At 69.6% G+C, this 25,321-nt stretch carries 28 protein-coding genes; 5 read left to right on the top strand and 23 right to left on the bottom strand.

All coding sequences use genetic code 11. The annotated features are described in order from the left end of the window. From AB1I47_RS25580 to AB1I47_RS25570, 3 genes are all read left to right on the top strand, one after another. Window positions 1-188, top strand: a 188-nt coding sequence (locus AB1I47_RS25580; RefSeq protein WP_354686507.1) for a hypothetical protein, incomplete at its 5' end; no start/stop codon positions are given. 140 nt (window positions 189-328) lie between these two features. Next, complete coding sequence (gene pip / locus AB1I47_RS25575; protein ID WP_354686506.1) at window positions 329-1,285, top strand: prolyl aminopeptidase; 957 nt, start codon at window positions 329-331, stop codon at window positions 1,283-1,285. A gap of 215 nt (window positions 1,286-1,500) precedes the next feature. After that, window positions 1,501-2,154 (top strand): glutathione S-transferase family protein, encoded by a 654-nt coding sequence (locus AB1I47_RS25570; protein WP_354686505.1) that lies wholly within the window; start codon window positions 1,501-1,503, stop codon window positions 2,152-2,154. 12 nt (window positions 2,155-2,166) lie between these two features. Here the strand turns inward: AB1I47_RS25570 and AB1I47_RS25565 are convergent, their stop codons facing one another. Further along, complete coding sequence (locus AB1I47_RS25565) at window positions 2,167-3,465, bottom strand: SGNH/GDSL hydrolase family protein (protein WP_354686504.1); 1,299 nt, start codon at window positions 3,463-3,465, stop codon at window positions 2,167-2,169. Between the two features lie 134 nt (window positions 3,466-3,599). Here AB1I47_RS25565 and AB1I47_RS25560 point away from each other — a divergent pair, with 134 nt between their 5' ends. Next, window positions 3,600-4,505 carry a LysR family transcriptional regulator gene (locus AB1I47_RS25560; RefSeq protein ID WP_354686503.1) on the top strand — a complete coding sequence of 302 codons (906 nt, stop codon included), beginning with the start codon at window positions 3,600-3,602 and terminating at the stop codon, window positions 4,503-4,505. Window positions 4,506-4,523: 18 nt separating this feature from the next. On the opposite strand, the gene AB1I47_RS25555 is transcribed toward AB1I47_RS25560, so the two are convergent. The 22 genes from AB1I47_RS25555 to AB1I47_RS25450 form a co-directional block, all read right to left on the bottom strand. Further along, window positions 4,524-5,741 carry a cation:proton antiporter gene (locus tag AB1I47_RS25555; protein WP_354686502.1) on the bottom strand — a complete coding sequence of 406 codons (1,218 nt, stop codon included), beginning with the start codon at window positions 5,739-5,741 and terminating at the stop codon, window positions 4,524-4,526. A 22-nt stretch (window positions 5,742-5,763) separates the two neighbouring features. After that, window positions 5,764-7,320: an HAL/PAL/TAL family ammonia-lyase gene (locus tag AB1I47_RS25550; protein WP_354686501.1), complete on the bottom strand. Its 1,557-nt coding sequence runs from the start codon at window positions 7,318-7,320 to the stop codon at window positions 5,764-5,766. Between the two features lie 15 nt (window positions 7,321-7,335). Further along, the gene (locus tag AB1I47_RS25545) at window positions 7,336-8,025 is read right to left on the bottom strand and encodes a 4'-phosphopantetheinyl transferase family protein (RefSeq protein ID WP_354686500.1); all 690 of its coding nucleotides are present in this window, start codon (window positions 8,023-8,025) and stop codon (window positions 7,336-7,338) included. After that, entirely contained in the window at window positions 8,025-8,474 is a 450-nt protein-coding gene (locus AB1I47_RS25540; RefSeq protein WP_354686499.1) for an excinuclease ATPase subunit, read from the bottom strand. Before AB1I47_RS25540 ends, AB1I47_RS25545 begins: the two co-directional genes overlap by 1 nt. A gap of 40 nt (window positions 8,475-8,514) precedes the next feature. Continuing rightward, the gene (locus tag AB1I47_RS25535) at window positions 8,515-9,744 is read right to left on the bottom strand and encodes a beta-ketoacyl-ACP synthase (protein ID WP_354686498.1); all 1,230 of its coding nucleotides are present in this window, start codon (window positions 9,742-9,744) and stop codon (window positions 8,515-8,517) included. Continuing rightward, window positions 9,741-10,472 (bottom strand): 3-oxoacyl-ACP reductase FabG, encoded by a 732-nt coding sequence (gene fabG / locus AB1I47_RS25530; protein ID WP_354686497.1) that lies wholly within the window; start codon window positions 10,470-10,472, stop codon window positions 9,741-9,743. The genes AB1I47_RS25535 and fabG overlap by 4 nt, the downstream gene beginning before the upstream one ends. Then, window positions 10,469-10,933, bottom strand: a complete 465-nt coding sequence (locus AB1I47_RS25525; protein WP_354686496.1) for a hotdog family protein — start codon at window positions 10,931-10,933, stop codon at window positions 10,469-10,471. The genes fabG and AB1I47_RS25525 overlap by 4 nt, the downstream gene beginning before the upstream one ends. 4 nt (window positions 10,934-10,937) lie before the next feature. Next, on the bottom strand, window positions 10,938-12,125 hold the full coding sequence (locus tag AB1I47_RS25520) for a beta-ketoacyl-ACP synthase (RefSeq protein ID WP_354686495.1): 1,188 nt from the start codon (window positions 12,123-12,125) through the stop codon (window positions 10,938-10,940). After that, window positions 12,122-12,718 carry a DUF3261 domain-containing protein gene (locus tag AB1I47_RS25515; RefSeq protein WP_354686494.1) on the bottom strand — a complete coding sequence of 199 codons (597 nt, stop codon included), beginning with the start codon at window positions 12,716-12,718 and terminating at the stop codon, window positions 12,122-12,124. The genes AB1I47_RS25520 and AB1I47_RS25515 overlap by 4 nt, the downstream gene beginning before the upstream one ends. After that, window positions 12,718-13,947, bottom strand: a complete 1,230-nt coding sequence (locus AB1I47_RS25510; RefSeq protein WP_354686493.1) for an NAD(P)/FAD-dependent oxidoreductase — start codon at window positions 13,945-13,947, stop codon at window positions 12,718-12,720. The genes AB1I47_RS25515 and AB1I47_RS25510 overlap by 1 nt, the downstream gene beginning before the upstream one ends. 4 nt (window positions 13,948-13,951) lie before the next feature. Then, window positions 13,952-16,399 (bottom strand): MMPL family transporter, encoded by a 2,448-nt coding sequence (locus AB1I47_RS25505; protein WP_354686492.1) that lies wholly within the window; start codon window positions 16,397-16,399, stop codon window positions 13,952-13,954. Continuing rightward, window positions 16,392-17,015, bottom strand: a complete 624-nt coding sequence (locus AB1I47_RS25500) for an outer membrane lipoprotein carrier protein LolA (protein ID WP_354686491.1) — start codon at window positions 17,013-17,015, stop codon at window positions 16,392-16,394. The genes AB1I47_RS25505 and AB1I47_RS25500 overlap by 8 nt, the downstream gene beginning before the upstream one ends. Beyond that, window positions 17,012-17,428: an acyl-CoA thioesterase gene (locus AB1I47_RS25495; RefSeq protein WP_354686490.1), complete on the bottom strand. Its 417-nt coding sequence runs from the start codon at window positions 17,426-17,428 to the stop codon at window positions 17,012-17,014. The genes AB1I47_RS25500 and AB1I47_RS25495 overlap by 4 nt, the downstream gene beginning before the upstream one ends. Before the next feature lie 25 nt (window positions 17,429-17,453). Further along, window positions 17,454-18,449: an LpxL/LpxP family acyltransferase gene (locus tag AB1I47_RS25490; protein ID WP_407935911.1), complete on the bottom strand. Its 996-nt coding sequence runs from the start codon at window positions 18,447-18,449 to the stop codon at window positions 17,454-17,456. After that, window positions 18,446-19,195 (bottom strand): glycosyltransferase family 2 protein, encoded by a 750-nt coding sequence (locus AB1I47_RS25485; RefSeq protein WP_354686489.1) that lies wholly within the window; start codon window positions 19,193-19,195, stop codon window positions 18,446-18,448. The genes AB1I47_RS25490 and AB1I47_RS25485 overlap by 4 nt, the downstream gene beginning before the upstream one ends. Beyond that, entirely contained in the window at window positions 19,188-20,888 is a 1,701-nt protein-coding gene (locus AB1I47_RS25480; RefSeq protein ID WP_354686488.1) for an ApeI family dehydratase, read from the bottom strand. The genes AB1I47_RS25485 and AB1I47_RS25480 overlap by 8 nt, the downstream gene beginning before the upstream one ends. Further along, window positions 20,885-21,439 carry a COG4648 family protein gene (locus AB1I47_RS25475; protein WP_354686487.1) on the bottom strand — a complete coding sequence of 185 codons (555 nt, stop codon included), beginning with the start codon at window positions 21,437-21,439 and terminating at the stop codon, window positions 20,885-20,887. The genes AB1I47_RS25480 and AB1I47_RS25475 overlap by 4 nt, the downstream gene beginning before the upstream one ends. After that, window positions 21,439-21,702 carry an acyl carrier protein gene (locus AB1I47_RS25470; RefSeq protein ID WP_354686486.1) on the bottom strand — a complete coding sequence of 88 codons (264 nt, stop codon included), beginning with the start codon at window positions 21,700-21,702 and terminating at the stop codon, window positions 21,439-21,441. The genes AB1I47_RS25475 and AB1I47_RS25470 overlap by 1 nt, the downstream gene beginning before the upstream one ends. A gap of 52 nt (window positions 21,703-21,754) precedes the next feature. Next, entirely contained in the window at window positions 21,755-22,033 is a 279-nt protein-coding gene (locus AB1I47_RS25465) for a phosphopantetheine-binding protein (protein WP_354686485.1), read from the bottom strand. Then, window positions 22,020-22,796, bottom strand: a complete 777-nt coding sequence (locus tag AB1I47_RS25460) for a lysophospholipid acyltransferase family protein (RefSeq protein WP_354686508.1) — start codon at window positions 22,794-22,796, stop codon at window positions 22,020-22,022. Before AB1I47_RS25460 ends, AB1I47_RS25465 begins: the two co-directional genes overlap by 14 nt. Before the next feature lie 18 nt (window positions 22,797-22,814). After that, entirely contained in the window at window positions 22,815-23,612 is a 798-nt protein-coding gene (locus tag AB1I47_RS25455) for a beta-ketoacyl synthase chain length factor (protein ID WP_354686484.1), read from the bottom strand. A 171-nt stretch (window positions 23,613-23,783) separates the two neighbouring features. After that, window positions 23,784-24,191, bottom strand: coding sequence for a hypothetical protein (locus AB1I47_RS25450; protein ID WP_354686483.1), 408 nt, complete (start codon window positions 24,189-24,191; stop codon window positions 23,784-23,786). A gap of 62 nt (window positions 24,192-24,253) precedes the next feature. Here AB1I47_RS25450 and AB1I47_RS25445 point away from each other — a divergent pair, with 62 nt between their 5' ends. Continuing rightward, window positions 24,254-25,288 (top strand): aldo/keto reductase, encoded by a 1,035-nt coding sequence (locus tag AB1I47_RS25445; RefSeq protein ID WP_354686482.1) that lies wholly within the window; start codon window positions 24,254-24,256, stop codon window positions 25,286-25,288. The last annotated feature ends 33 nt before the right edge of the window (window positions 25,289-25,321 follow it).

Raw genomic sequence — 25,321 nt, 5'->3', positions numbered from 1 at the left:
CGTCTTGCGATCCAGCACACATCCCCCTGATACCTGAAGAAACAGACATCAGCATACAAAATGTGCTCTTTCGGGCCACGGTTTTCTGCGAAGAACCCTTTTTTTTGCGCCTCGAACTTCGCGCCTGCTTGTCGCCCGGGCTGCAGTCACGCAGTCCTCCCTGGACGGCGGCAGTCGATGCTGTGTAGCGTTACGCAACTTTGAGCAAGGCTTGCATGCATATCGTCTGGTGAAGCCAATCCCCGCGCCAACCGACCTGCAACGCTGGGTCGATGATCCACGCCACCGGCGTACACTGTTGCATCCCGACTTCCGGAAACCCGCACTCATGTCCGCCCTGCGCACCCTCTATCCCGAAATCGAGCCCTATCAAACCGGCACGCTGGATGTCGGCGACGGCCATGTCATCTGCTACGAACGCGTGGGCACGCCGGGCGCCAAGCCCGCGGTGTTCCTGCACGGCGGGCCGGGTGGCGGGATCTCGGCGGACCATCGGCGGCTGTTCGATCCGGCGCGCTATGACGTGCTGTTGTTCGACCAGCGCGGCTGCGGTCGATCGACGCCGCATGCCGGGCTGGAAGCCAATACCACCTGGCATCTGGTGGACGATATCGAGCGCCTGCGTGCACTGGCAGGTGTGGAACGCTGGCTGGTGTTCGGCGGCTCGTGGGGTTCGACGCTGGCGCTGGCGTATGCGCAAAAGCACCCGCAGCGCGTCAGTGAGCTGGTGCTGCGCGGCATCTACACGGTGTCGCAGGCGGAGCTGGACTGGTACTACCAGTACGGCGTGTCGGAGATGTTCCCCGAGCAGTGGGAGCGCTTCCAGGCGCCGGTTCCTGAGGCCGAGCGGGGCAACATGATGGCCGCGTATCGCAAGCTGCTGACTGGTGAGGACAAGGACAAGCAGGTGGAAGCGGCGCGCGCGTGGAGCGTGTGGGAGGGGGAAACCATCACGCTGCTGCCCGACGCGGACAATAGCGCCAAGCATGCCGACGGACATTTTGCGCTGGCCTTCGCGCGGCTGGAGAATCATTACTTCACCCACCGCTGCTGGCTCGAAGACGGGCAACTGCTGCGCGACGCGCACAAGCTGGCCGATATCCCCGGCGTTATCGTGCACGGCCGCTATGACATGCCGTGCCCGGTGCGCTATGCCTATGCGCTGCACCAGGCGTGGCCCAAGGCCGATTTCCATTTGATCGAAGGTGCCGGCCATGCGTGGACGGAGCCGGGGATTCTGGATCAGTTGATTGCTGCGACTGATCGTTTTGCTGCGGCGGAATGATGGCGTGGCAGCAACACAACGCGTTGCGTGGATGCGAGGTGCCGGCGTAGAGGGCAGGCGGTGGCAATATCGACGCGCGTTAGAGCTTGCGACGCCTGGCTGTTTGCTCCCTCTCCTGCCTGCGGGAGAGGGTTGGGGTGAGGGCCGGCGCATCGACGAAGTGCAGCCTTTGCTCATTCGATAAGACATCCGCTTGAGATCAGCAGGAGACCACGATGCACCTTTACGCCCACCCGTTCTCTTCCTACTGCCAGAAAGTCCTGCTCGCGCTGTACGAGAACGCAATCCCGTTCGAATTCCGCATGCTGTCGCCGGAACACGCGCAGAACCAGGCCGAGCATGCCGAGCTATGGCCGCTCAAACGGATGCCGGTGCTGGTCGATGGCGATCGGACCGTGCTCGAATCCAGCATCATCATCGAGTACCTGGACATCCATCATCGCGGCCCGGTGCGATGGCTGCCCGAATCCCCCGACGCAGCGCTGGAGGTACGCCTGCTGGACCGCTTCTTCGACCAGTACGTGATGACGCCGATGCAGCGCATCGTGTTCGACTACATCCGCCAACCGGAGCAGCGCGACCCCTTTGGCGTGGCCGATGCACGCAAGCTGCTGGAGAGCGCGTATGCGTGGCTGGAGCAGACGCTGGTTGGCCGCGAATGGGCCGCGGGCAGCGACTTCACGCTGGCTGATTGCGCGGCGGCGCCGTCGCTGTTCTATGCGGACTGGGTACATCCCATCCCCGAGCACTGCGCCAACGTACGCGCCTATCGCAGCCGGCTGCTCGCCCGGCCCGCGTTCGCGCGCGCAGTGGATGAGGCGCGTCCGTACCGGCCGCTCTTCCCGCCTGGCGCCCCCGATCGGGACTGAGCGCAGGCGCCTTCAATCGGCCCGTACATCCGCCTTGCCGCGCACCGGCTTGTTTAGCAAAGCCGCATCGATCCGCGCCGCCATGGCGCGATAGCCGGCATCGCCGGGATGCAGGTGGTCGCCGCTGTCGAACAAAGGTAGCATCGCCTCCGGCCGCGCAGGATCGCGCACCGCTGCATCGAAATCCACCACCGCATCGAACTCGCCGCCATGGCGGATCCAGTCATTGACCGCGAGCCGCACCGCTTCCTTGCCGGGGCCGTCATAGCCGCGGATCGGCGTATCGCGCAGCGCGTCGGCAAACGGCGTGATGGTGGCGCCGATCACACGCACGCCGCGCGCATGCGCACGCGCGATCAGGCGGCGGTATCCGTCGATCAACTCGGCGGCTTGCGGCACGCCATCGGCGGGTGCAAAGGTCGAGCCGGGCCAGGCAATATCGTTGATGCCGATTGCCGCGATCACAGCGCGCAGATGCGGCTGGCTCAGCACGTCGCGATCGAGCCGCGCCAGCGCGGACGCGCCCATGCCGTCGCGCAGCAGCCGGGCGCCGGAGATGCCGGCGTTGAGCACGGCCACGCCGTCTTCCGCCAGGCGCTGTGCCAGCACGTCCGGCCAGCGGCGGTTGGTGTCCGGCGTGGACCCGTTGCCTTCGGTGATCGAATCGCCGATGGCGACCACGGCGGCGGCATGCGGTAGCGCATCGACCTGCAGTTCGCTCAGCAGGATGCGGGCGCTGAAGGTCTCCGGCCGCGGCAGCGCGGCCTGCGCCGTCGCGTTGCCGGCTGCAAGCCATGCGGTCTGGCGCCCGTCCCAATGAAACGACTCGACCCCGGTGCGCTGCGGCAGGTAGAGGCTGACGGCCAGTTCGCCGAGCGGAGCAGCATCGAACGCAATCGGGTCGCTGGCCACGGTGGCTCCGGCCGGGATGGTGACGGACGCGCCGCCGTCAAAGGTTACGGCGCGTCCGTGCGATGCATCGACACGGCCGCCGCCCGTGTGGCGCGCCAACTGCACCGCGCCTACCGTGACGGGCTGCTTGCCATAGGCATTTGACAGCACCACGCGCACGCGCGCACCGCCAACACTGAGCCGCACCACTTGCCGCAGCGTCTGCCCCGCCAGATGCGCAGGCACGCCGGTCGGCAACGGTTGCTCGCCGGGCTGCCATACCGGCTGCTGGCTGGCCATCCAGCTGGTCAGCCAGGATGGGTCTTGCAGAGGATTGGCAAGCGCCGGCATGGCCATGCCAGCCACGGCAGCGGAAAGGGCAGCGGCAGACAGGCTGCGCAGGATACGGACTGGAAACATGGGATCTGGCCTCGGGACATTGGCCGGCATCGGCGCCGGGACAGGCCAAAGTTAGGGTATTCCGATTGTGCCGGGTAGCATGCACAATGGCATATCGCTCATTCCAATAACGAATGGGCTGCCCGGAGAGAGGAATGGACACCATCAGGGCGATGCAGGTCTTCGTGCGCGCAGTGGAGCTGGGCAGCCTGTCGGCCGTGGCGCGCGAGCAGCAATCGACCCAGCCCACCATCAGCAAGATCGTGGCGGCGCTGGAACACGACATGGGCGTCAGGCTGCTGGAGCGCAGCACTACCAGCCTGTCGCCGACCGAAGCGGGCCGGCGCTTCTACGAGCGCGCACGCCGTGTGCTGGACGAGTACGGCGAAGCGGTCAGCGACGCACGCGGCCTGTCCGACCACCCCGCCGGCCACGTGCGTATCAGCGCGCCGGCAAGCTTCGGCGTACTGCGGCTCAATGCGCTGGTGCTGGCGTTCCAGCAGCGCTATCCGGAGGTGGAGGTGGAGTTGCTGTTCGACGACCGCTTCGTCGACCTGGTGGAGGAGGGCGTCGATGTCGCGGTGCGGCTCGGCGCGACGCTGCCGCCTAATGTGATTGCGCGCCGCATCGCGGTGTCGCCGCGGATGCTGGTGGCCGCTTCCGGCTACCTCGCACAACACCCGCGCATCCGCCAGCCCGCGGACCTGGCCCGCCACCAGATCCTGCGCTTCACGTGGCTGGCCGCCGGCGACGATATCGTGCTCGACGGCCCCGGCGGCCAGGCGCTGGTCAGCGCGCCGTGCCGCTACCGCGTCAACAACTCGCTGGCGATGCGCGAGAGTTTCCTGGCGGGGACCGGCTTCGGCCTGACGCCGGCCTGGCTGGTGCAGGACCTGCTCGACAGCGGCGCGCTGCGGCGCGTGCTGCCGCGCTGGAGCGCCCCCGCGCAGGAGGCCTTTCTGGTGTACCCGTCGCGCCGCTACCAGCCGGCGCGGGTGCGGGTGTTGCTGGATTTCCTTGCTGCGGAGATCGTGCGCTTGCCGGGGTTCACGGCTGTATAAGGTGCGTAGCGCGGGCGATCAGTGCAACCGCCCCCGCGCCACCAACAGTGTCAGCGGCCGCGCCAGCAGCGTACTGGCCAGTGCCATCAGCAACAGCCCGGAGAAAGCGGTCGTGCTGATGATGCGCGCGTCCAGCAACACCGTCAGCACCACCAGCTCGACCAGCCCCTTGGTCTGCAGCAGCGCACCCAGGGCCAGCGACTGGTGCCAGCCCATGCCCGCGCGCAGCGCGGGAAGCGCGACGCCGGCCATCTTGCCGGCAATGGCCACTGCCAGCGACAGCGCCGCGATCCACAGCGCCATCGGCTCCTGCAGCGAGATCTCGGTGCGCAGCCCGGCGGCGAGGAAGAAGAACGGCAGCAGCACCACCACCGTCATCGGCTCCAGTTGCTGGCGCACGCGCTGCGCCGCTTGCGAAGGCCACACCAGTCCGGCGACGAAGCCGCCCATCACATGGTGCAGGCCAGCCAACTCGCCAAGGAATGCCGACGCCAGCACCAGGAACAGCGCGATCGCCAGCAACAGCTCGGTCTCCGGTTCGCGACGGCGCAGCAGCCAGGCCAGCGCGGGCCGCACGACGCCAAACATCAATGCCAGGTAGGCACCGGCGCGCGCGGCGACCGCAAGCGCACCGGCGCCTTCCTGGCCGCCTTGCTGCAGCAGCAACAGCGTCAGAAACAGCCACACCCATCCATCGTTCACCGCCGCGCAGCGCAGCGCCAGCTGGCCGAGGTTGGTGCCGGTCAGCCGCATCTCGCGCAACACCGCCCCCAATACCGGCAGCGCCGTGACGGCGGTGCTGATGCCGATGGCACAGGCAAACCAGTAGGGGTCGGCCCGCTCACCGGCAACCGGCCAGCCGGCGCTCAACATCCACCACCCCGCCACGGCCCCGAGTGCGAACGGCACCGCGATGCTGCCCAGCGAGATCTGCAGGGTGGCGCGCCATTGTGCCGGCACGCCGCCCTCGCGCAGGTGCAGGCCGGTCAGGAAGCAGAACAGCGTCACCGCCAGCCACTGCAGCCCGGACAGCATCGGCAGGTGGTCGGGGCCGAACAGCGCGGTCCAGCCTTGCGGCGCAAGCTGTCCGAACACCGACGGGCCCAGCAAGATGCCGGCGAGGACCTGTATGCCCACCAGCGGGAACACCGATTGCAGCCCGGCGCCGCGCCATAGCAGGTAGGGCAGCGCGACCACCAGCATCGCCTGCAGGAAAAAGACATTGACTGCGTTCATCGTGCCGTTCTCCTGGCGCTCATCACTTTGCACACCACTTTGCTTGCCGCACTTCCTGCACCAGCCGGCGCAGCTCGGGTTCGAGCGCGCGGTCCTGCACGATCAGCGGGATTTCCGCTTCCAGCCGCTCGGCCAGCGCCCGCAGCGGCTGCGGCAGCGTGTAGCCGGTGCGCAGACGCAGCGCGATGCCCTGGCGCACCGCGACCAGCATCGCGGCCGCCACCTGCTCGCTCAGTTCCAGCACACGCAGGCAGTCGCGGCTGGCGATGGTGCCCATGCTGACCTTGTCCTGGTTATGGCATTCGGTCGAGCGCGAGAACGCGGTGGCCGGCATGGTGTGCTTGAGCGCCTCGGCGGTCCATGCCGAGGCGCCGATCTGCACCGCCTTCAGGCCGTGGTTCAGCGGCGCATCGGCACCGGTGGCGCCGGACAGGTTGGCCGGCAGCCCGTTGTTGTAGCGCGGGTCGACCAGCGTGGCGAGCTGGCGGTCCATCAGGTCGGCCACGCTGGCGACGGCGGTCTTGAGCGCGTCCATGGCAAAGGCGATATGCCCGCCGTAGAAGTGGCCGCCGTGCAGCAGCCGCTCTTCGTCAGGTTCGACCAGCGGGTTGTCGTTGGCGCTGTTCAGCTCGGTCTCGATCCAGCGGCGCGACCAGTCGAGCGCGTCTTCCAGCACGCCGATCACATGCGGCGCGCAGCGCAGCGAATAGCGGTCCTGTAGCCGGTTGGCGTGGCGCGGCGCGCGCGAGTCGCCCAATAGCTGGCGGATGCGCTGCGCGGCGCGCTTCTGGCCGGGATGCGGCTTGGCGTCGAACAGCGCCGCGTCGTAGTGGTAGGGGTTGCCGTCCACCGCGGCCACCGCGGCGGCGGTCAGCGTGGCGGCCTGCTTCGCCAGATTGGCGGCGCGCTGCCACGCCAGGCAGGCGAGCCCGGTCATTACCGCGGTGCCGTTCATGATGGCCAGCGCTTCCTTGGGGCGCAGCCGCAGCGGCTCGCGCCCGATCGCGGCCAGCGCTTCGGCGGCGGGCTGGCGGCGGCCCTGGTACACGACCTCGCGCTCGCCGCACAGTGCCGCGGCGACATACGACAGCGGCGTCAGGTCGCCGCTGGCACCGACCGAGCCCTCGGCGGGAATGCACGGCAGCACGTCATGGGCGAGGAACGCGGCCAGTTGTTCCAGCAGCGCGGGGCTCACCGCCGAATAGCCCTGGCACAGCGAGGCCAGCCGCGCGGCGAGCACCGCGCGGGTTTCGTCAGCGTCCAGCAGCCGGCCCAGCCCGCAGCCATGGAAGGTGTACAGGTGCACCGGCAGCTCGTAGGCGCGCGCGACCGGCACCGTGGTCTCGCATGAATCGCCGTAGCCCGTGGTGACGCCGTAGACGCGGCCGTCCTCCTGCAGCAGCCGGTCCAGGAAAGCCATGCCGCGCGTGATGCGGGCGCGGAAGGCCGGCGCATCGGACAGCACGGCGCCGGCGCGGCGGTGCGCCAGCGCGGTCACCGCTTCGATGCTCAGGGGCGTGCCGTCAAAGACCACTGACGTGGCGGTATGGGCGGCATCGGAGGCAAAATGTTCAGACATCGGTTCAGGCATTCGTCATGGCTGCGGCGCGGTGCCGGATGGCACGAGCCGCCAGTAGCGGGGAAGGGGCATCCCGGGCGCGGTCACTGCGCGCAGGTCGTCGGCACAGAGCGCGAGCACATGGCCATCGTGCAGCCACGTGCAGGCGTTTGCGTCGTGCGCGCCGGATGCCGCCTCGATACCGAGCGCATGGCCCAGCATGGTCGCAAACAGGCCGCCACCGTGCCGCTTCAGTGCCGCCTCCTTCAGCGTCCACGCGTGCGCAAACCTGTGCACGGTGTCCGCGGGAGCGGCGATGTGGCTGGCCAGCGTGACGCGTTCGGCGTCGGTCGTGATCGCGCCGTAGAGGGCGTCCAGTTCCTTGCGCGCGCGGCACGGTTCGAGATCGAGCCCGAGCGCAGCCGCGCTCACGGCGCAGGCGACGAGGTCACCGCTGTGCGAAATCGACAGGCTCGCAGGAACCGGCCCGGCAGCCACCGGCGGCCCGTCGGCGCCGCCCGTCAGCGTCCACGCCTGCCACACGCCGCCAAAGGCTTCGGCCAGCAGCGTGCGCGCGAGCCAGCGGCCGGCGACGAACTGTCCGCGCCGCCGCGCCGATTGCATCGCCGCCAGCCGTGCCAGCTCGCCCTCGGTCATCCACGACTGCGCCTCGGGTGCGTGCGCGGCAAGGTCGGTCACGCACCCAAGGCGCAGCCAGGTCGTCATTACTGCGCCACCTTGGCGTAGGTGCCCTTGAGCGCAACGCCCACCACCACGGCGCCGGCGTGGCACTCGTAGTCGGTCGGGCTGGCGACCTCGTTCTTCTTGTAGTAGCTGACGATGTCGACCACCGCATTGGCACCCTGCGCCTTGGCCGTCTCCTGCAGCGCGATCAGCGCCGACAGCGCGGCCCAGCGGCAGCCTTCTTCATCGCTCTTGCCTACGCCGTTGGTCTTGCGGTTGGAGACGCCCGACTCCATGCGCTGCAGCACCTTCGGCGTCTTCTGGCCGGACAGGTAGAAGCGGAAGGAATCGTCCAGCTTTTCCTTGGCCTCCGGCATGTTCAGGACTTCCTGCATCGGCAGCATGTACTTGGTATCGCGCGCGTGCGCGGGAGCCGACAGCAGGGCGCCAGCGCAAAGGGTCATGGCAACGACAGAGAGAGCGGATTTCATAGACCTTCCTTTGTTGTTGGTTGTCAATCTATAAAGGACTTCAGTCTTCCCAGCGACGGAACACCAGCGAGGTGTTGATCCCGCCAAAAGCGAAGTTGTTGCTCATCACGTACTCCACGTCGAGCTGGCGCGGCGTTTCCATGATGTAGTCGAGCGGCGCGCAGCGCGGGTCGGGCGTGCTGAGGTTGAGCGTGGGCGCGAACCAGCCGTCGCGCATCATCTCGATGGTCATCCACGCTTCCAGCGCGCCGCAGGCGCCCAGCGTATGGCCCATGTAGCTCTTGAGCGAGCTGACCGGCATCGCGGGGCCAAACACGGCATGCGTGGCATGCGATTCGGCGATGTCGCCGTGGTCGGTGGCGGTGCCGTGCGCGTTGACATAGCCGATGCGCCCCGGCTCAAGGCCCGCATCTTCCAGCGCCAGCCGCATCGCCACGGCCATGGTCTCGGCCTTGGGCTGCGTCACGTGCGCACCGTCGCTGTTGGTGCCGAAGCCGACCAGCTCGGCCAGGATGCGCGCGCCGCGCGCCTGCGCGTGCTCAAGCTCTTCGAGCACCAGCGTGCCCGCGCCTTCGCCCAGCACCAGGCCGTCGCGCGCGCTGTCGAACGGGCGTGGCGTGGCCTGCGGCGTGTCGTTGCAGGTGCTGGTGGCAAAAAGCGTGTCGAACACGGCCGCCTCGGTGGCATCGAGCTCTTCCGCGCCGCCTGCCAGCATCGCCACCTGGCGGCCGCTGCGGATCGCCTCGTAGGCGTAGCCGATGCCCTGGCTGCCGGAGGTGCAGGCGCTGGACGTGGTGACGATGCGGCCGGTGATGCCGAAGAACACGCCGATATTGACGGCCGTGGTGTGCGGCATCATGCGGATATAGGTGGTCGCGCTGATGTCCTCGGTCGTGCGCTCGCTGCGCATGCGGCCGAAGTCGGCCACTGCCTCCGGCGTGCCGGTGGACGAGCCGTAGGCGACGCCGAGCTTGCCGCTGTTCACCAGCGGGTCGCCCGCGAGGCCGGCGTCCTGCAACGCGGCTTCGCTGGCCAGCACCGACATCAGTGCCACCTTGCCCATCGAACGCGTCAGCTTGCGCGTGTAGTGCTGCGGCAACTCCAGCGGTGGCACGGGCGCGCCCAGCAACGTGTTCAGGCCCTTGATGTCTTCCCAGTCAGGCATGCGCACCACCGCGCTGCGGCCCGACGCCAGGGTGCTGCGCACCGTGGCCCAGTCATTGCCCAGCGCGCAGATCGCGCCGGTTCCAGTCACGACGACGCGCTTCACCCGAACATCCCTCCGTTGACCGAAATCACCTGCCGCGTGATATAGCCCGCATCGGGCGACATCAGGAACGCCACCGTGGCCGCGACCTCATCAGGCGTGCCCAGGCGCCGCGCCGGAATCATCCGCAGCGCTTCGTCGCGCACGTGCTGGTCGACCATGTCGGTGTCGATCAGGCCGGGCGCCACGCAGTTGACGGTGATGGCGCGCTTGGCCAGCTCGATCGCCAGCGCCTTGGTGGCGCCGATGATGCCGGCCTTGGCGGCGCTGTAGTTGGCCTGGCCGCGGTTGCCCACCAGCCCCGACACCGACGACAGCGTGACGATGCGGCCAGGCTGGCGCCGCTGCACCATCGGCATCACCACCGGGTTGAGCACGTTGTAGAACGCGTCCAGGTTGGTGTGGATGACCTCGTCCCACTCGGCGCCGCTCATGGCGGGGAAGGCCGCGTCGCGGGCCAGGCCGGCGTTGCACACCACGCCGTAGTAGCAGCCATGCGCGGCGATGTCGGCCAGCAGCACGGCGGCGGCTTCCTCGCGCCGCGCCACGTCGAAGCACAGCACACGGGACTTGCGGCCGCAGGCGCGCACCGCGTCGGCGACGGAGTCGGCCTCGTCGCGGCTGGCGCGGCAGTGCACCACTACGTCATAGCCGTCGCGGGCCAGCCGCAGGGCGATGGCGCGGCCGATGCCGCGGGACGAGCCCGTGACCAGCACGGTCGGATTGGTCATGCTTGTTGTCCTTGCAGAAACGCCTGCGCATCCGCAGGCTGGAAGACGGAGACATTGGCGCGGGCGACCTCGCGGCCATCCAGCGCCAGCCGGCAGGCGAACTGGCCGAGGCCGTTGTCGCCGGTCAGTTCGGCCCGCACGGCAATGGTCAGCTCGCTGCCGATGGGGAAGGCCGGCACATCGCATTCATAGCGGCGCGAGCCCAGCAGGAAGCCGATGCCGGGTGGGCGCCCCGCGCGGCGCTCGCGCACGCCAGCCCATGCGGCGATGGCCTGCGCCATGTATTCGATGCCGACCCAGCCTGGCATGCCGGCCGCATCGACAAAGAGCTGCGTGGCGCGCACCGTCGCGCGCGCGGTGCAGCCCGCGTCGTCAGCCTGCAGCAGTGCATCGAGCAGCAGCATGGCGCCGCCGTGGGGCACCACTTCGGCGACGGGGGGCAGGGTTTGCAGGTCTTGCATGTCGTTATCCCTCCCCCAGCACCAGCACGCAGTTGCTGCCGCCAAAGGCGAACGAATTGGACATCACGTAGCGCGGCGCGCGGCCCAGCGCGCTGCCGGGGCCGGCGACCTGCAGCGGCGGCAGCGCGGGATCGGCCGCGCCGTCCCACCAGTGCGGCGGCAGCTTGCCGTGCGGGTTGCCGGTGAGCGTCAGCCACATCAGTGCGGCTTCGATCGCGCCGGCCGCGCCGAGCGTGTGGCCGGTCAGCGGCTTGGTCGAGCTGGCCGGCACCGCGTGCCCGAGCACGTCGGCCACCGCCAGCGCTTCCATCACGTCGTTGGCCGGTGTCGCGGTGCCGTGCAGGTTGATGTAATCGATCGCATCCGCGCCGATGCCGGCACGCGCCAGCGCCTGCCGCATCGCCAGGCGCGCGCCCTTGCCGTGCGGATCGGGCGCGGACACGTGATAGGCATCCGACGATTCGCCCCAGCCGGCCAGCCGCACCGGACCGGCTCCGCGCGACATCAGGAACAGCGCCGCGCCCTCGCCCAGGTTGATGCCGTTGCGGTTGGCAGACAGCGGATTGCAGCGCGCGGCGCTGACGGATTCCAGTGCGGAGAAACCGGCGACGGTAAACGCGCACAGCGTATCGACACCGCCCGCGAGCACCACGTCAGCAAGCCCATGCCGCAGCAGCCGTGCGCCGGCGGCCAGTGCCTTGGCGCTCGACGAGCATGCGGTGGAGATGGTGTAGGCCGGGCCGGTTGTGCCGAGGGTGCCGGCCAGAAAGCTCGCGGGCGAGCCCAGTTCCTGCTGGCCGTAATGGTAGTCCTGCGGCAACGCGCCGTGGCGCATGCGCGCCTCGATGGCCAGCTCGCCTTCGCGAATGCCGGAAGTGCTGGTGCCCATCACCACCGCCACGCGCGCGGGGCCGACGCGCGCGATCGCGCCGTCCACCGCCGCGCGTACCTGCGCCAGCGCATCGAGCAGCATGGCGTTGTTGCGGCTGCGATGGCGTGGACCGGTATGTGCCGGCGCTGCGATATCGGCGAGATCGCCGACCGTGCCCAGCAGCAAGTCGCGGCCGGGGCTGTAGCGGTCGGTGACCTCGCCTGCCATCGGGGCGTCTGCCTGCCACATCGCCGCGCGCACCGCGTCCTGTCCGCGTCCGAGCGCGCAGCGGATTCCCACCGTGTTGAGGAATGCCGTCATGCCGCACCGCCTTGCGCGGGAAGGTTGCGGATCGTCAGCCGATACCCGTCGCGGTGCTGCACGAACAGCGTGGTGGCGGCATCCGGAAAGCGGATCTCGGCGACGGTCTCGCTGCCCTGGCGCAACCGGCGCAGCGCGGGCGTCGCGTCGAAGCTCCAACCGGACGGCAATGCGGCGCGGATCGCCTCGGCGGGCCACAGCGACAACTGCAGGTCGCTCAGGATGCGCTCGGGCTGCAGTTCCGCCGGCGCCCACGGCGAGCGCGATACCTGCAGCTTCGTGCCGTCCCAGTCGAGCCGCGCCAGCACCTGCCCGCCGGCCACGGCGGCCAGCCGCGTGTGCGCGGCATCGGCTTCGAGCAATGCCATCAGCTCGCGGCGCTCGGTGCGTCCCTGCATCTGGAACTCGACGGTAATGTGCTGCTGCAGCTTCAAGTCACGTTGCAGCGACGCCGGCGGCAGGCGCAGCAGCGCCGTCGCGCTGGCTTGCGGCGCGGCGGTGTCTGGCGCGACCCCCGGGGCGACCCCCGGCGCGGCACAGCCCGCTGCCAGGGCAGCGGACAACGCCAGCGCGGACAAGGTAAGACGGCGCATCAGACGTTGCAGAATTCTTCCAGCACCGCCAGCCGGCGGCGCGGCTCGGCGACGAAGGGGTTGTTGCGGTCCCACGCATAGCCGGCCAGGATCGCGGAGATCATGTTGCGGATTTCCGGGGTGGCATTGGGGTGGAAGATCAGCTTCTGGAAGCGGCCTTCGTACCAGGCCTCGACAAAGACACGGAAGCAATCGACGCCGGCCTTGAGCGGCTGCGCGAATTCCTTCTCCCAGTCCACGGTCTCGCCGGCAAGCTGGCGCACCAGGCATTGCGCCGCCAGGCTGGCCGACTTGAAGGCGATGGTGACGCCGGACGAGAACACGGGGTCGAGAAACTCGCCGGCATTGCCGAGCAGCGCATAGCCGTTGCCCCACAGCGATTTCACGTTGGCCGAATACCCCGCGATCTGGCGCGCCGGGGTATCCCACTGCGCGTTGGCGAGCAGCTTCTTCAGGCCCGGCTCCTCGGCCACCAGCGCCTGCAGGCGCTCGGTCTCCGTGCCGGTGTAGCGATCCAGGAAGGCTTTCTCCGCCACCACGCCCTGCGAGCAGCGGCCGTCGGAGAACGGGATGGTCCAGTACCAGACGTCCTTGTGCTCCGGATGCACGCTGATCAGGATCTTGTTGCGGTCGAACGCGCCGGGCGCGATGCGGTCTTCCACGTGGGTGAAGATCGCGCTGCGCACCGGGAAGCCGGAGGGCGATTCCAGCTTGAGCAGCCGCGGCAGGATGCGGCCGAAGCCGGAGGCGTCGAGCAGGAACTTCGCGCGTACCGTGTACTGGCTGCCATCCGGCGCGCGCGCGGTGACCTCGGGCTGCGCGCCGCTGACGTCGACGTTCTCGACCAGGTGCGAAAAACGGACTTCCGCGCCCTGGCGCGCGGCCTCGCGGATCAGCACGTCGTCAAAGCGCGCGCGCTGCACCTGGTAGGTCGTGCCCCAGCCCGGCGAGAACTTCTCGCGGAAGTCGAACTCGGTCTGCTGCGTGCCGCGCGAGAACGCGGCGCCGTTCTTGTACTGGAAGCCCGCTTCCACCACCGCGCGCAGCATGCCGGCCTCTTCGATATAGGCCATGCTCTGCGGCAGCAGGCTTTCGCCGATCGAAAAGCGCGGGAACGTCTCCTTCTCGATCACCAGCACCGGGATCCCGTGCTTGCGCAGCAAACCGGCAGCGACCGAGCCCGCAGGCCCGGCGCCGATGATGACGACATCCGTGGTTTCCGTTTTCATTAGCTCAACTCTCAATACTCAGGGACTGCGAGATGACGGGAACAGGCTCGTGACGCTGCCCGTCATGCGAATTTCCTTGCGGCGCCAGCGGCCGTAACCACGGCGACAACACCCACACCGCGCCGACGCCGGCCAGCATGGTGACGCCGAACGCATGCAGCGCCGGCGTTGACGACAGCGCCAGCAAGCCGAAGGCCAGCAGCGTGCTGGCGGCGCCCAGCACGATCGCCGTCCACGAGACACCGTCGCCGGGATGCTCCAGCAGGAAGATGCCGTAGTCGACGCCCACGCCCAGCAACAGCGCCAGCGCCAGCACCGGGAACAGTTGCAGCGGCACGTGCAGCCAGCCCAGCAGCGCCACGCTGAACAGCGCCGCCAGCAGCGTCGGCACCAGCGCGCGCCAGGACGCGCGGCCGTAGCGCCACGCCAGCAGCACCGCGACGGCGGCGGCACCGGCCAGCAGCAGCCAGGTCATCAGCACGCGGTAATGGTGCAGCAAGCCTGACAGGTCTGCCACCCGGTCGACCCATTCGACGCCCGCCACGCCAGCCACGGCGGTCTGCACCTTCGGCATCGTCTTGGGATCGTCCAGGCCGCGCAGCAGCATCACGCTGGCGTAATCGCCGTCCTTGCCTTCGCGGCCCACCCACAGGTGGCGCAGCGCTTCCGAGACCGGGTGGGCCAGCCATACCGGCAAGGTCAGCACATCGTCCGGTGCCGCCATGTCCGCGCCGGCAGCGGGGCTGGCGGCGTTGCCGGTCACCTGCGCAACGCGCTCGCGCACCTGCGCCTCCAGCTTCGATGCCAGCGCCGCGTCGGCGCGCTGGCGTGCCGCCGAGGGCACCCAGTCGGACAGCGCGACAAAGCCGTCGATGCCGCCATCCGCCATAATGCCAGCCAGCGCCGCCTTGGCCGCCTCTTCGCGCTGCAGCACCTCGTCGGCGGATTTGCCGCGCACCAGCAGGAACTGTGCGGGACTCGGGCTGCCGAGCAGGCGGCCGGCGGTGCGCTGCGCGTCGATCAGCGCGGGCGGCGAGCTCTGCAACTGGCGCACGTCGTCGACCACTTTCACTTGCAGCAGGCCCGGCACGATAAACGCCGCCAGCAACGCCGCCAGCACCAGCGTGCGGCGATCGGCGCGGGCGCGCGGCCAGCGCGCCAGGCTGTCGGCCAGCCACGACGACAGGCGCGTCGGGCGCAAGCGGCCGCGGTCCAGCAGCGGGAACCACAGCACCACGGTCAGGAACGCGGCAACGAGGCCCACCGCCGAGAACAGCGCCATCTGCCTCAGCCCCGGGAATGGCGCGATACCCAGCGCCAGGTAAGCGACCACGCTGGTCGACAGCGCCAGCGTCATGCCCGGCAGCAGCCGGCGCATCACGCCCGCCGGCGTGCGCCGGCCATCGGCCTGCCGCGTCACGAAGTAATGGATGCCGTAGTCCTCGGCCACGCCCACCAGGCTGGCGCCGAACACCAGCGTGATCAGGTGGACGCGGTCGAACACGGCGGCGGTCACCGAGATCGCCGCCGCGGTGCCGATCAGCAGCGACAGCGCCACCAGCACGATCGGGCGCAGCGAGCGGAACGCCAGCCACACCAGCAGCAGCACCGCCGCCAGCGAGCCCAGCCCGATCACGTTCACCTCGAAACTGGCCTGCGCCGCCGCGGCCTCGGCATGCAGCGGGATGCCGGCCATCACCACGCGCACCGCGTCTTGACCCTGGCGCGCGCCGGCGCTGGCCTGGGCCAGCAGGTCGCCGTAGTCGGTGTCGCCACTGACCGAGAACGCGGGTTTGCTGATGCGGTAGCTCAGCAGCACCCAGTGCATGCCTTCGGCCGAGAACGCGGCCAGCCCGTCGCGCTCGCGCACGCGGGTCAGGTCGGCACGCGACAGCCACCAGCCCTGCCACAGCCCGAGCGGATCGGCGGACCAGCCCGACAGGCTGGTGCCGGCGGAGAACTGGTACAGCCGCGCCAGCGCCTGCTGCGCGAGCGTATCGGCATCGGTGCGGCCGAGCATCGCGCGCTGCGCGTCGGTCAGCAGGTGGTCGCGCCACGGCCGGTAGAACGCCAGCGCGGCATCGAAATCGAAGGCAGCGATCTTGTCGACCGGGCGCAGCAGCTCTGGGTGCGCGCCGGTGGCCTGGCCGAAGCGCTGCGCTGCCGTTCTGGCCTGCTGCCAGTCGGGCGCGCCGACCAGCACGATGATCTCGCGCGACACGCCGTCGGCGAGCTGGCGCAGCACGCGGTCGGCGGTGGCGGTGCGCTCGCTGCCGGGCAGCAGCGCCATCACGTCGGTATCGATGCGCGCGCTGCGCCAGAAGCTGGCCTGGTGCAGCGCCAGCCCGATCACGAACAGCAGCCAGCCAAGCGCCAGCACGCGGGCCCAAGGCGCCATGCCCGCCAGGCCGGCGCGGGCACGCAGCGCAACGCGGTTGGCGGAATCAGTCAAAACGCTGCGCCTCCCCGGCGGACAGCTTTGGCGCCGCCACCGGCTCGAGCAATCGGATCTGGGTGGCATCGCCCCCCGCTTCTTCCAGCCGGATATTGCGCACGAAACGGTCGCCGCTCAGCTCGATGCGCGCAAAGGCGCGGCGGATGCCGCTGTCGGTCGGCGTCAGCGTCAGCGCCCAGCCGTCCTTGCCGGCCAGCTTCGCATCCAGCGCAAAGCGCGCCGACAACGCCGACAGGTCGCCGCGCAGCACCGCGATCATCGATTCGCCGACCACGCGCATGGCCGGCTGCTCGTCGGCGCCCAGCCGCTGCTGTACCTGGCCGTCGGCGCCGCGCACCACCAGTTCCTTCGGCGTCACCAGCAGGCTCGACACGATCGGCTCGCGCGTGGTCCAGGCCAGCCCGCGCTCGCGCGCCAGCACGAAGTCGCCGCGCGACACCAGCGGATTGGTGAAGCCGGCAAGCTGGCGCTTCTGCTCGAAGCGGCCGCGGATCACCGGCGCATCGGCCAGCCGTGCAGCGATGGCGCCCAGGGTATCGGCGGCGTGGGCCGGCAGCGCCGGCAGACAAACGGCAGCCGCAAGCGCCGAAAGAAGCAGGGCACGGCGCATCATGACTGCACTCCCAGCCGTTCCCACAGCACCGGCGGGCATTCGTAGCACATCTCGCCGGTGCCCATGTCCACCGCCACCTGCACCGAATAGCCCTTGGTCAGCCGCTCGCCGGTGGCGGCATCGCGCAGCAGGTAATCGATCTTGAGCCGGTTCTCCCACTCGACGATGGTGGCGCGCACGGTCACTGACTGGCCATAGACCAGCGGGCGCACATAGCGCAGGCGCAGGTCGACCACCGGCCAGGCATAGCCGGAATCGCGCATGGCCGGATAGTCGTAGTCAAAGCGCGCCAGCAGCGCGCAGCGCGCCTGCTCCAGGTAGCGCACATAGTTGCCGTGCCACACCACGTCCATCGGGTCGAGGTCGTGGAAGGCGGGGGTCAGGGTGATCTCGTGGCTGAGGTCTGGGGTCATGGCACTGTGGGTTTCGATCGCCGGCTCAGCGCGCGCGCCCGGCGTTGGCGTCGGGGTCGGCCCAGAAATCGTAGAAGTTGAACCAGTCGTATGGCGACAGCACCAGCAGTTGCGCGAGCCAGTCGGCATAGGCGCTGGCATAGCCGGTCAGGGCTTGGGCGCGGCTGGCGCGCGGCAGGCGCACTTCGCGCGCCAGCTCGGTAAAGCGCAGCAGGTGGCCGTCGCCGTGGCGGATGCAGCCCATCGCGAACAGCGGGCAGTCCATCAGCGCGGCCAGCACGTAGGGGCCCACCGGGAAGCGCGCCGGCGCGCCCAGGAACGGCACGCTGACGGCGCGGCCGCCATGCGCCGGGGCGCGGTCGCCGGCAATGGCGACGAACTCGCCGGCGCGGACCTTGTCGGCCAGCTCCTGCGCGGTGGCGGGCGAGATCTCGTCGACCTGGTAAAGCTGCAGCGTCGAGGCCGGATCGAGCCGGGCCAGGATGCGGTTGAAGCGCCGCGCATGCGCGGTATGCACCAGCACCGTCAGCCGCAGCCCGGCGCGATGGCTTGCCAGCACGCGGCACAGCTCGAGGCAGCCCATATGCGCGGTGACGATGATGCCGCCCTGGCCGCTCTCGATCTGGCGCAGCATCACGTCGGCGCCTTCGCGCGTGACGTTGCCGAACGCGTAGCGGCCGCCGATGGCGAGCAGCTTGTCGAGCAGCGTATCGGCGAACGCATACAGGTGGCGCAGCGTATGGCGCGCGCCCGGCAGCGGCCCGTGCGCGCCGGTCACGCGATGCATGCGGCGCAGGTAGTCGAGCGAGGCCCGGCGCGCGGCGCCGTGGGCGAGCCAGTAGTAGGTCACCACCGGGTACAGCACCGCGCGGAACGCCAGCCGCCCAAAGAGCCGGTGGATCGTGTACAGGCACCAGACGCCCCACACGCAGGTGGCCTCGCCGATGCGGCTCCAGTGGCGCGCCGCGGGGGTGCTGGCGCTGTTTGCGGACGGGGCCGCGCCGGGTGCGGTCATGCTCATGCCAGCTTGCGTCCCACCAGTACGGGCAGGCGCCACAGCATGCCGAAGAAGAGGCGCGTATGCATCCACGTAATGCGCAGGTTGTCGCGCCAGACGCGGAAGTGCGACACGCCGTCGCTGGGGTAGGTCACCGGCGTCGGGATGTTGATGATGCGCACGCCGCGCCAGACCAGCCGTACCAGGATCTCGATATCGAATTCCATGCGCGGACCGATGCGCGTGGCACGGGTGAGCGGCACCACATCAGCCAGCGGATAGACGCGCAGCCCGCACATCGCATCGCGTACCGCGAACGACAGCGTATGGACCCAGACCCACACATGGGTCAGGTAGCGTCCGATCAGCCGCGCGCGCGGCACCGAGGCGTCGTAGACGGGGTTGCCGCACACCATCGCCGCCGGATGGCGTCGCGCCATGTCGAGGAAGGCCGGGATGCAGCCGGCATCGTGCTGGCCGTCGGCATCGATCTGCAGCGCGTGGGTGTAGCCAGCGCGCCACGCGGCCTCGAAGCCGGCCATCACGGCGCCGCCCTTGCCCAGGTTCTGTTCTAGCCGGACCAGCGTGACGCGGCGGTCCGGGCGTGCCGCCAGCTCGCGCAGCACCGCGGCGCATTCGGCGTTGCTGCCGTCATCGACCAGCAGGCACGGCACCGGGTGGGCCAGGATGGCATCGACCATCGCGCCGATGGCGCGTTCGTGGTTGTAGACCGGCACCAGCACTACCGGGCGGAACTCGGCGTCAGCCATGTGCGCTCCTGAAAACGATGCGACCGCTGGCATGCGGGCCCGCGGCCGAGGTCAGCCGGAACGCCAGCGAGGCTTTTTCCGGCAGCCACTCCAGGTCAAGCCGCACCTGGCTGCCGGGGCGGATCACGCCCTGGAACTTCAGCACGTCGAGCCGCAGGAACCGGTCGCGCGGCGGCACCGGCAGCCGCTGCGGCGCCAGCGCCATGACCCAGTCGATCTGCGCCACGCCGGGCACGATCGGCGTGCCGGGGAAATGGCCGTCGAAGACCGCCAGGTGTTCGCCGACATCGAGCATGGCCGCCGCGGAGGCCTCGCCACACTCGATCCACGCCGCGCGCGGCAGCGTCTGGCGGAACAGGTCGCGCAGCATCGCCTCGGTGATCTTGCCCTGCGCATTGCAGGGCAGCGCTTCGGCCGCCAGGTGCCAGCGGCGCGGCAGGCCGAGCGGGTCGACGGCATCGGCCACACTGGCGCGCAGCGCGGCGACCAGCGTGGCGCGGCCGGCGTCGGCGAGCATGGCGATGCCCGCGGCGCTCAGCACCACGGCCGCGGCCACGCGCGTGCCGACATCCAGGTCGACCAGCACCACGCGCGCGTCCTGCACCAGCGGTGAGGCCGCCAGCGCCTGTTCGATGCGCGTCAGCGACACGCGCTTCTCTTCGATCTTGGCGATGCGGTCGGCGCGGCCGGCCAGCACGAAGCCGTGCTCGCCGTCGGCCAGGGCGCGGTCCGCGCACAGATGCCAGTCGCCTGTGGGCAGGTGCGGCGAGCGCACCGCCAGGAAGCCGTCCTGCAGGCGCCACGCCACGCCGGGCAGCGCAGTCCAGCGGTCCTGCTGGTGCGCGCGCTGGCGCCAGGCGATGCCGCCGGTTTCGGAGCTGCCGAACACTTCGACCGGCGACTGGCCGAGATGGCGCAGTGCGTCGTCGGCGGCCGCCGGCGGCAACGGACCGCCGGAGGAAAACACCGCGCACACGGCGGCGCGGGCGGCGGACCAGTCGAGCGATTCGGGCATGCGGCGCAGGTGCGCGGGGCTGCTGATCAGCACCACGGACCCGGTCGGCGCGTCGCCGCAGGCCGCGACGACTTCCTCATGGAAGGCCAGCCGCGTGTGCGGCAGCGCGCGTCCCGCCGCCAGCGGCCACAGCACGCAGAACAGCAGGCCGTAGATATGCTGGTGCGACACCGTGGTCAGCAGCCGGGCATGCCGCGGCACCCGCGCGCCGAACGCGGCCTGCAGCGCGCCGGTTTCGGCATCGAGCTGCGCCAGGCGCTTGTGGATGGCTTCGGGGGCGCCGGTCGAGCCCGAGGTGAACAGCGTGACCGCGGTCTCGTCGGCCGGCAGCAGCGGCCATTCACCGGCATTGCCATCGATGTCTTGCGCCGGCTGCAACCCCTGCGGCAGTGCGCCGGCCCAGCCGTCGGTGTGCGCGCGCAGCGCCAGCAGCGTTTCCGGGCGCATATCGCCGGGCAGCACCACATGCTTGCCCGCATGCCAGGCGCCGAACAGCGCGGCGGCGAATTCCTGCGTCGATTCAAGATGGATGGCCCAGCGCACGCCGGGCGCCGCGGCAAAGGCGGTGCGCCATGCGGCCGCGCGCGCCAGCAGGCGGGCGGCGTCGGCATGGTCGCCATGTGCCACGCGGCGGGCAAGCGCGGCCATCGCGCCGTGCACTCCGGTCCACGCGTTCATGGCTTGCTCCCGCGCATGCCGGCCATCACCTGCCTGCGCACCAGCCACTCGCCCGCGAACATCGCGCCGATCAGCACGTAGGCAATGGCGCCGTTATAGAGCGCCCACACGCGGTCGCTGGCAAACCACGCCGTGGCCAGCGCGATCGCGCCATTGCCGCAGAAGAACAGGCACCACGCGGCGGTGACCTTGCGTGTGTAGGCGACGCCGGCTGGCGGCAGGTCCGGGTCGCGCAGCCGCGCCAGCCGCTCCACCACGGTGGGCGGATGCCACAGGCTCCAGCCGAACACGGCCAGCAGCACCGCGTTGACCAGTGCCGGGTACAGCTTGAGCGGCATCGCTTCGCCGGAGGCCAGCACCGCCAGCGCGGCCGCCCCCGCGGCCAGCGCCAGCGGACGCCAGCCCGCGTGGCGCACCGCGGCCAGGCGCAGCACCATCAGCGCCACCAGCAGCAGCGCGACCACGCGCGGCGGCCAGTACTGCAGCCCGACATAGACCGCCACCGGGTAGCACAGCGTCAGCGCACCCAGACTCCAGTTGCGCAGCGACATCAAGCAGTGGCGGCGGAATCGGAGTCGATCAGCAGCGCCAGCGCCTGCACCACGTCCTGGATGGTGCGCACGGATTTGAACTGCTCGGGCTTGAGCGGCTTGTCGAGCATCGGCTTGAGCTTGACCAGCAGGTCGACCGCGTCGATGCTGTCGATGTCCAGGTCTTCGTAAAGCCGGGCCTCCGGCCGGATGCGTTCGGCGTCGATTTCAAAGGAGTCCTGCAGGACTGCCGAAACGCGCGCAAAGATTTCGTCGTGGGTCATGGCCACCTACCAGCTTGAAAAATTCGGATACCAGGTTCGCGCAGGCGTCGGATCAGGTCGCGGCCGCGGCCTGTCCGTCACGATGCGCGGTGACGAACGCCGCCAGCGTGGCAACGCTGGCAAAGCGCGCGCGCACCACTTCCTTGTCGCCGCTCATGGAGACGCCGAAGCGCTTCTGCAGCGCCAGGCCGAGTTCGAGCGCGTCGATCGAGTCCAGCCCCAGGCCTTCGACAAACAGCGGCGCGTCGGTGTCGATGTCCGCCGGCGCCACTTCCTCCAGCGACAACGACGAAACGATCAGTTCTTTGATTTCTTGTTCAAGCGCCTGCACGGCGTATCTCCCTGGAAAAATAATCGGTCATTGCCAGCGTGACCTCGCGTACGGCCATGGCGTCGTCGGCGCCGGTTTTCGCCAGCAGCCGGGTGTCGATGTCTTCGCGCACGTCGATGACGTAGCGCGGGCGGCGCACCGGCACGCGGTACCACTTCTCGCCCTTGCGCAGCGTGGGCGGCGCGCAGCGGATCACCACCGGCGTCAGCGCAAAGCCGCCGCGCACCGCGATATTGGCGGCGCCCCGCTGCAGCCGCAGGTTGCCGTCAGCCGGCGTGCGCGTACCCTCGGGAAAGATCACGAGGTTGTTGCCCGCGCGCAGCGAGGCGATGCAGTCCTGCACCATCTGCGCGCCCGAATCGTTCTGCACATAGCCGGTGGCCAGCACCGGCCCGCGCGTGAACGGGTTGCGCGCCAGCCCCGCCTTGACCACGCAGTCGGCGCGGCGCGTCAGCGCGATCAGGAACACCACGTCGATCAGCGACGGATGGTTGGCCACGATCAGCAGTCCCTCGCGCTGCAGCCGCCCTGCGTTGCGCACTTCATAGCGGATCACGCCCACCGCGCACATCAGCCACAGGAACAGCCGGAACGCGTAGTGGATCACGTTCTTGCAGATGCGCTGGCGCCGCGCCGCGCTCCATGGTGCCAGCGCCAGCACCGGGAACACCAGCACGCGCAGCACCAGCCCGCCCAGCCCGAAGCCGGAAAAGCACAGGCCGGTGGCGCAGACGCGCCAGGCGCGATCGAGCTGCCTAACCATGTCGCTCATCCATGCCGCTCAACCATGGCGCTGCCACCGCCAGCACGCATGCTCGCCGCGATAGCGCAGCTGCGCATCGCCGGCCAGCATGAAACGCAGCACATCGAGCCCATGCGGCAGGTGCTGCAGGTGTGGCGCGGCGTCCGTGGCGCCGGCATCGTCCGCCAGCGCCAGCGTGTAGTACGGCTCGCCGGCGCGCGGTGCGCCCAGGCGCCAGCACCAGCTGTACAGGCAGGCGGGTTCGTCCGCGAACGGGGCGTAGGGCGCCGCCACGGGTTCGTCATAGTGGACCAGCATGACCTCGTCCGCGCCGTCGGCCAGCAGGCTGCAGGCTTCGAGTACGGCGGTTTCCACGGTGTCGCGGCCGGCGGACAGCGCCTGCAGGTTGGCCGTATCGGCCAGGTCGATCGAGCGCACCGCGCCGATGGCATTGTGCACGGACAGCCCGAACGCGGTCGGCGACAGCGCTTCGCCCGCCGCCAGCTCGGTCAGCATCGTCACCAGCCGGCCGGTATCGCCGTGGCGCGAGGCAAAAATTGCGGGGATTCCGGCCCCCGCCGCCGCCACGCTGCCGCCCGGCGCGCAGGCATAGGCCGACGCCAGCGCCACGCGTCCCAGCAAGGGCAGGCGCCGGCGCAGCATCGCCGCCATCTGCGGCAGGGCGGGGGGCTCGGCCGGCGCCGCCGGCAATTGCGGCGCGGTGCTCCACGCGCGCCAGTCGTCCGGCGCATGCAGGCCGCCGGCCCACGCCGACCAGGCGCGGATGCCGAAGGCAAGCGCCACGCCGTGCTCCGCTGCGCGGATATTGCCGCTCATGCCCACCCGCCTTTCGCGCCAGCCGGGCATTGGCGGGCCGACGACGCGCGCTGACGGTTGGCGCAATGGCAACCGAAAGCGAAAGGAAGGGCGTGGCGAATCATGAGGCGAGCGGGAAAATAGTGGCGGCGTGGAGAGCAGGGGGGCGGGAATTTGCGCGCGTCATTTTACTCAAATCGACCCCGGCCGAATGTCAAAAATCGTTCGATTGTGGCGAAAATGCTTATCGGGCAGCCGGATATAACGGTCCGGCTTGCAGCCGGCACAGCCGCGCCGGTATTGGTTTTCCGGCCTCTGCCCCAACCGATGGGGGGCTTCCGGCGTGGCGTTTTCGGAATATCCCGGACAGACGAAGCGCGTTATCCCCCTTGACACCAGTATCCGCTTCACAAGCGGGTGCATTGCCCCACCCGCAATATATTCGGGCAATCCCCAGCGATTCTTTCGCCAGATGGCCGAGTATAAAGCCCGGAATACCACCGGTTTTGCCGCGCTGTTCTGCGCCAGCGCCGGCAAGCCTGCCAAAGTCACGGCAAAATGTGGGACTGCGGTCACAGCCGTCCGCCGTCCGGTTTTCATTGCGCTGTCATATTGCGCGGCGCGCTGCCTTGGCTCGCGCCGCGCCCACCGAAGGAACCGCCATGCCAGATACCACCATGCCTTACCGCCGCCTTGGCACCAGCAACCTGCGCGTTTCGGCGCTGTGCCTGGGCACCATGATGTTTGCCGACCAGACCGACGAGGCCGAGGCTGGCCGCATCGTCGGCAGCGCGCGCGACCACGGCGTCAATTTCATCGACACCGCGGATGTCTACAGCAAGGGCGGGTCCGAGCAGATGGTCGGCCGGCTGCTGACCGCCGACCGCCATGACTGGGTGCTGGCGACCAAGCTGGGCAACGCCATGCAGGCCGCCCCCAACCATTCGCACTACTCGCGGGTGTGGATCACGCGCGCGGTGGAAGACAGCCTGCGCCGGCTGGCGACCGACTATATCGACATCCTCTACCTGCACCGCGACTACCCCGGCGAGAACCTGGAAGAGCCGGTGCGGGCGATGGGCGACCTCGTGCGCAGCGGCAAGATCCGCTACTGGGCCGTTTCGAACTTCCGTGGCTGGCGCATTGCCGAGATCGCGCGGCTGTGCGCCGAGCTGGGCGTGGCGCGCCCGGTGGCCTGCCAGCCGTACTACAACCTGCTGAACCGCATGCCCGAGGTGGAGATCCTGCCCGCATGCGAGCACTACGGGCTGGGCGTGGTGCCCTACAGCCCGGTGGCGCGCGGCGTGCTGACGGGCAAGTACGCGCCCGGACAGGCACCATCGGAGGGCACGCGCGCCGGCCGCGCCGACCGCCGCATGATGGAGACCGAGTTCCGCGAGGAATCGCTGGTGATCGCGCAGCAACTCAAGACCCATGCCGAGTCGCGCGGGCTGACGCCGGGCCAGTTCGCCACCGCCTGGGTGCTGGCCAACCCGATCATCTCGTCGGTCATCGCCGGTCCGCGCACGCTGGAGCAGTTCGAGGACTACTTCGGCGCGCTGAACGTCGCGATTTCGCCCGACGAAGAGTCGATGGTGGATGCGCTGGTGTCGCCGGGGCACACGTCGACCCACGGCTACAACGATCCGGGCTATCCGTTCCGCGGACGACCGGTGGAGCGCGCGCAGGGCGCCTGACAGCCACTCTGCGGACGTCGATAGCACCTGCGG

The organism is Cupriavidus necator, from assembly GCF_040578825.1.
In the GTDB taxonomy this organism is placed as follows: domain Bacteria; phylum Pseudomonadota; class Gammaproteobacteria; order Burkholderiales; family Burkholderiaceae; genus Cupriavidus; species Cupriavidus necator_E.
Note: the sequence above shows the minus strand (reverse complement) of the source record. Positions and strands in the feature narration are given on the sequence as shown.

Excerpts from the sequence above, each read along its gene's own strand:
- AB1I47_RS25495 (WP_354686490.1), bottom strand. The coding sequence starts at position 17,428 with ATGACCCCAGACCTCAGCCACGAGATCACCCTGACCCCCGCCTTCCAC.
- AB1I47_RS25520 (WP_354686495.1), bottom strand. The coding sequence starts at position 12,125 with ATGACGGCATTCCTCAACACGGTGGGAATCCGCTGCGCGCTCGGACGC.
- AB1I47_RS25510 (WP_354686493.1), bottom strand. The coding sequence starts at position 13,947 with ATGAAAACGGAAACCACGGATGTCGTCATCATCGGCGCCGGGCCTGCG.
- AB1I47_RS25570 (WP_354686505.1), top strand. The coding sequence starts at position 1,501 with ATGCACCTTTACGCCCACCCGTTCTCTTCCTACTGCCAGAAAGTCCTG.
- pip (WP_354686506.1), top strand. The coding sequence starts at position 329 with ATGTCCGCCCTGCGCACCCTCTATCCCGAAATCGAGCCCTATCAAACC.
- AB1I47_RS25525 (WP_354686496.1), bottom strand. The coding sequence starts at position 10,933 with ATGCAAGACCTGCAAACCCTGCCCCCCGTCGCCGAAGTGGTGCCCCAC.
- AB1I47_RS25455 (WP_354686484.1), bottom strand. The coding sequence starts at position 23,612 with ATGAGCGGCAATATCCGCGCAGCGGAGCACGGCGTGGCGCTTGCCTTC.
- AB1I47_RS25555 (WP_354686502.1), bottom strand. The coding sequence starts at position 5,741 with ATGAACGCAGTCAATGTCTTTTTCCTGCAGGCGATGCTGGTGGTCGCG.
- AB1I47_RS25540 (WP_354686499.1), bottom strand. The coding sequence starts at position 8,474 with ATGAAATCCGCTCTCTCTGTCGTTGCCATGACCCTTTGCGCTGGCGCC.
- AB1I47_RS25480 (WP_354686488.1), bottom strand. The coding sequence starts at position 20,888 with ATGAACGCGTGGACCGGAGTGCACGGCGCGATGGCCGCGCTTGCCCGC.
- AB1I47_RS25515 (WP_354686494.1), bottom strand. The coding sequence starts at position 12,718 with ATGCGCCGTCTTACCTTGTCCGCGCTGGCGTTGTCCGCTGCCCTGGCA.
- AB1I47_RS25545 (WP_354686500.1), bottom strand. The coding sequence starts at position 8,025 with ATGACGACCTGGCTGCGCCTTGGGTGCGTGACCGACCTTGCCGCGCAC.
- AB1I47_RS25450 (WP_354686483.1), bottom strand. The coding sequence starts at position 24,191 with ATGAAAACCGGACGGCGGACGGCTGTGACCGCAGTCCCACATTTTGCC.
- fabG (WP_354686497.1), bottom strand. The coding sequence starts at position 10,472 with ATGACCAATCCGACCGTGCTGGTCACGGGCTCGTCCCGCGGCATCGGC.
- AB1I47_RS25460 (WP_354686508.1), bottom strand. The coding sequence starts at position 22,796 with ATGGTTAGGCAGCTCGATCGCGCCTGGCGCGTCTGCGCCACCGGCCTG.
- AB1I47_RS25565 (WP_354686504.1), bottom strand. The coding sequence starts at position 3,465 with ATGTTTCCAGTCCGTATCCTGCGCAGCCTGTCTGCCGCTGCCCTTTCC.
- AB1I47_RS25485 (WP_354686489.1), bottom strand. The coding sequence starts at position 19,195 with ATGGCTGACGCCGAGTTCCGCCCGGTAGTGCTGGTGCCGGTCTACAAC.
- AB1I47_RS25560 (WP_354686503.1), top strand. The coding sequence starts at position 3,600 with ATGGACACCATCAGGGCGATGCAGGTCTTCGTGCGCGCAGTGGAGCTG.
- AB1I47_RS25500 (WP_354686491.1), bottom strand. The coding sequence starts at position 17,015 with ATGATGCGCCGTGCCCTGCTTCTTTCGGCGCTTGCGGCTGCCGTTTGT.
- AB1I47_RS25470 (WP_354686486.1), bottom strand. The coding sequence starts at position 21,702 with ATGACCCACGACGAAATCTTTGCGCGCGTTTCGGCAGTCCTGCAGGAC.
- AB1I47_RS25475 (WP_354686487.1), bottom strand. The coding sequence starts at position 21,439 with ATGTCGCTGCGCAACTGGAGTCTGGGTGCGCTGACGCTGTGCTACCCG.
- AB1I47_RS25490 (WP_407935911.1), bottom strand. The coding sequence starts at position 18,449 with ATGAGCATGACCGCACCCGGCGCGGCCCCGTCCGCAAACAGCGCCAGC.
- AB1I47_RS25550 (WP_354686501.1), bottom strand. The coding sequence starts at position 7,320 with ATGTCTGAACATTTTGCCTCCGATGCCGCCCATACCGCCACGTCAGTG.
- AB1I47_RS25445 (WP_354686482.1), top strand. The coding sequence starts at position 24,254 with ATGCCAGATACCACCATGCCTTACCGCCGCCTTGGCACCAGCAACCTG.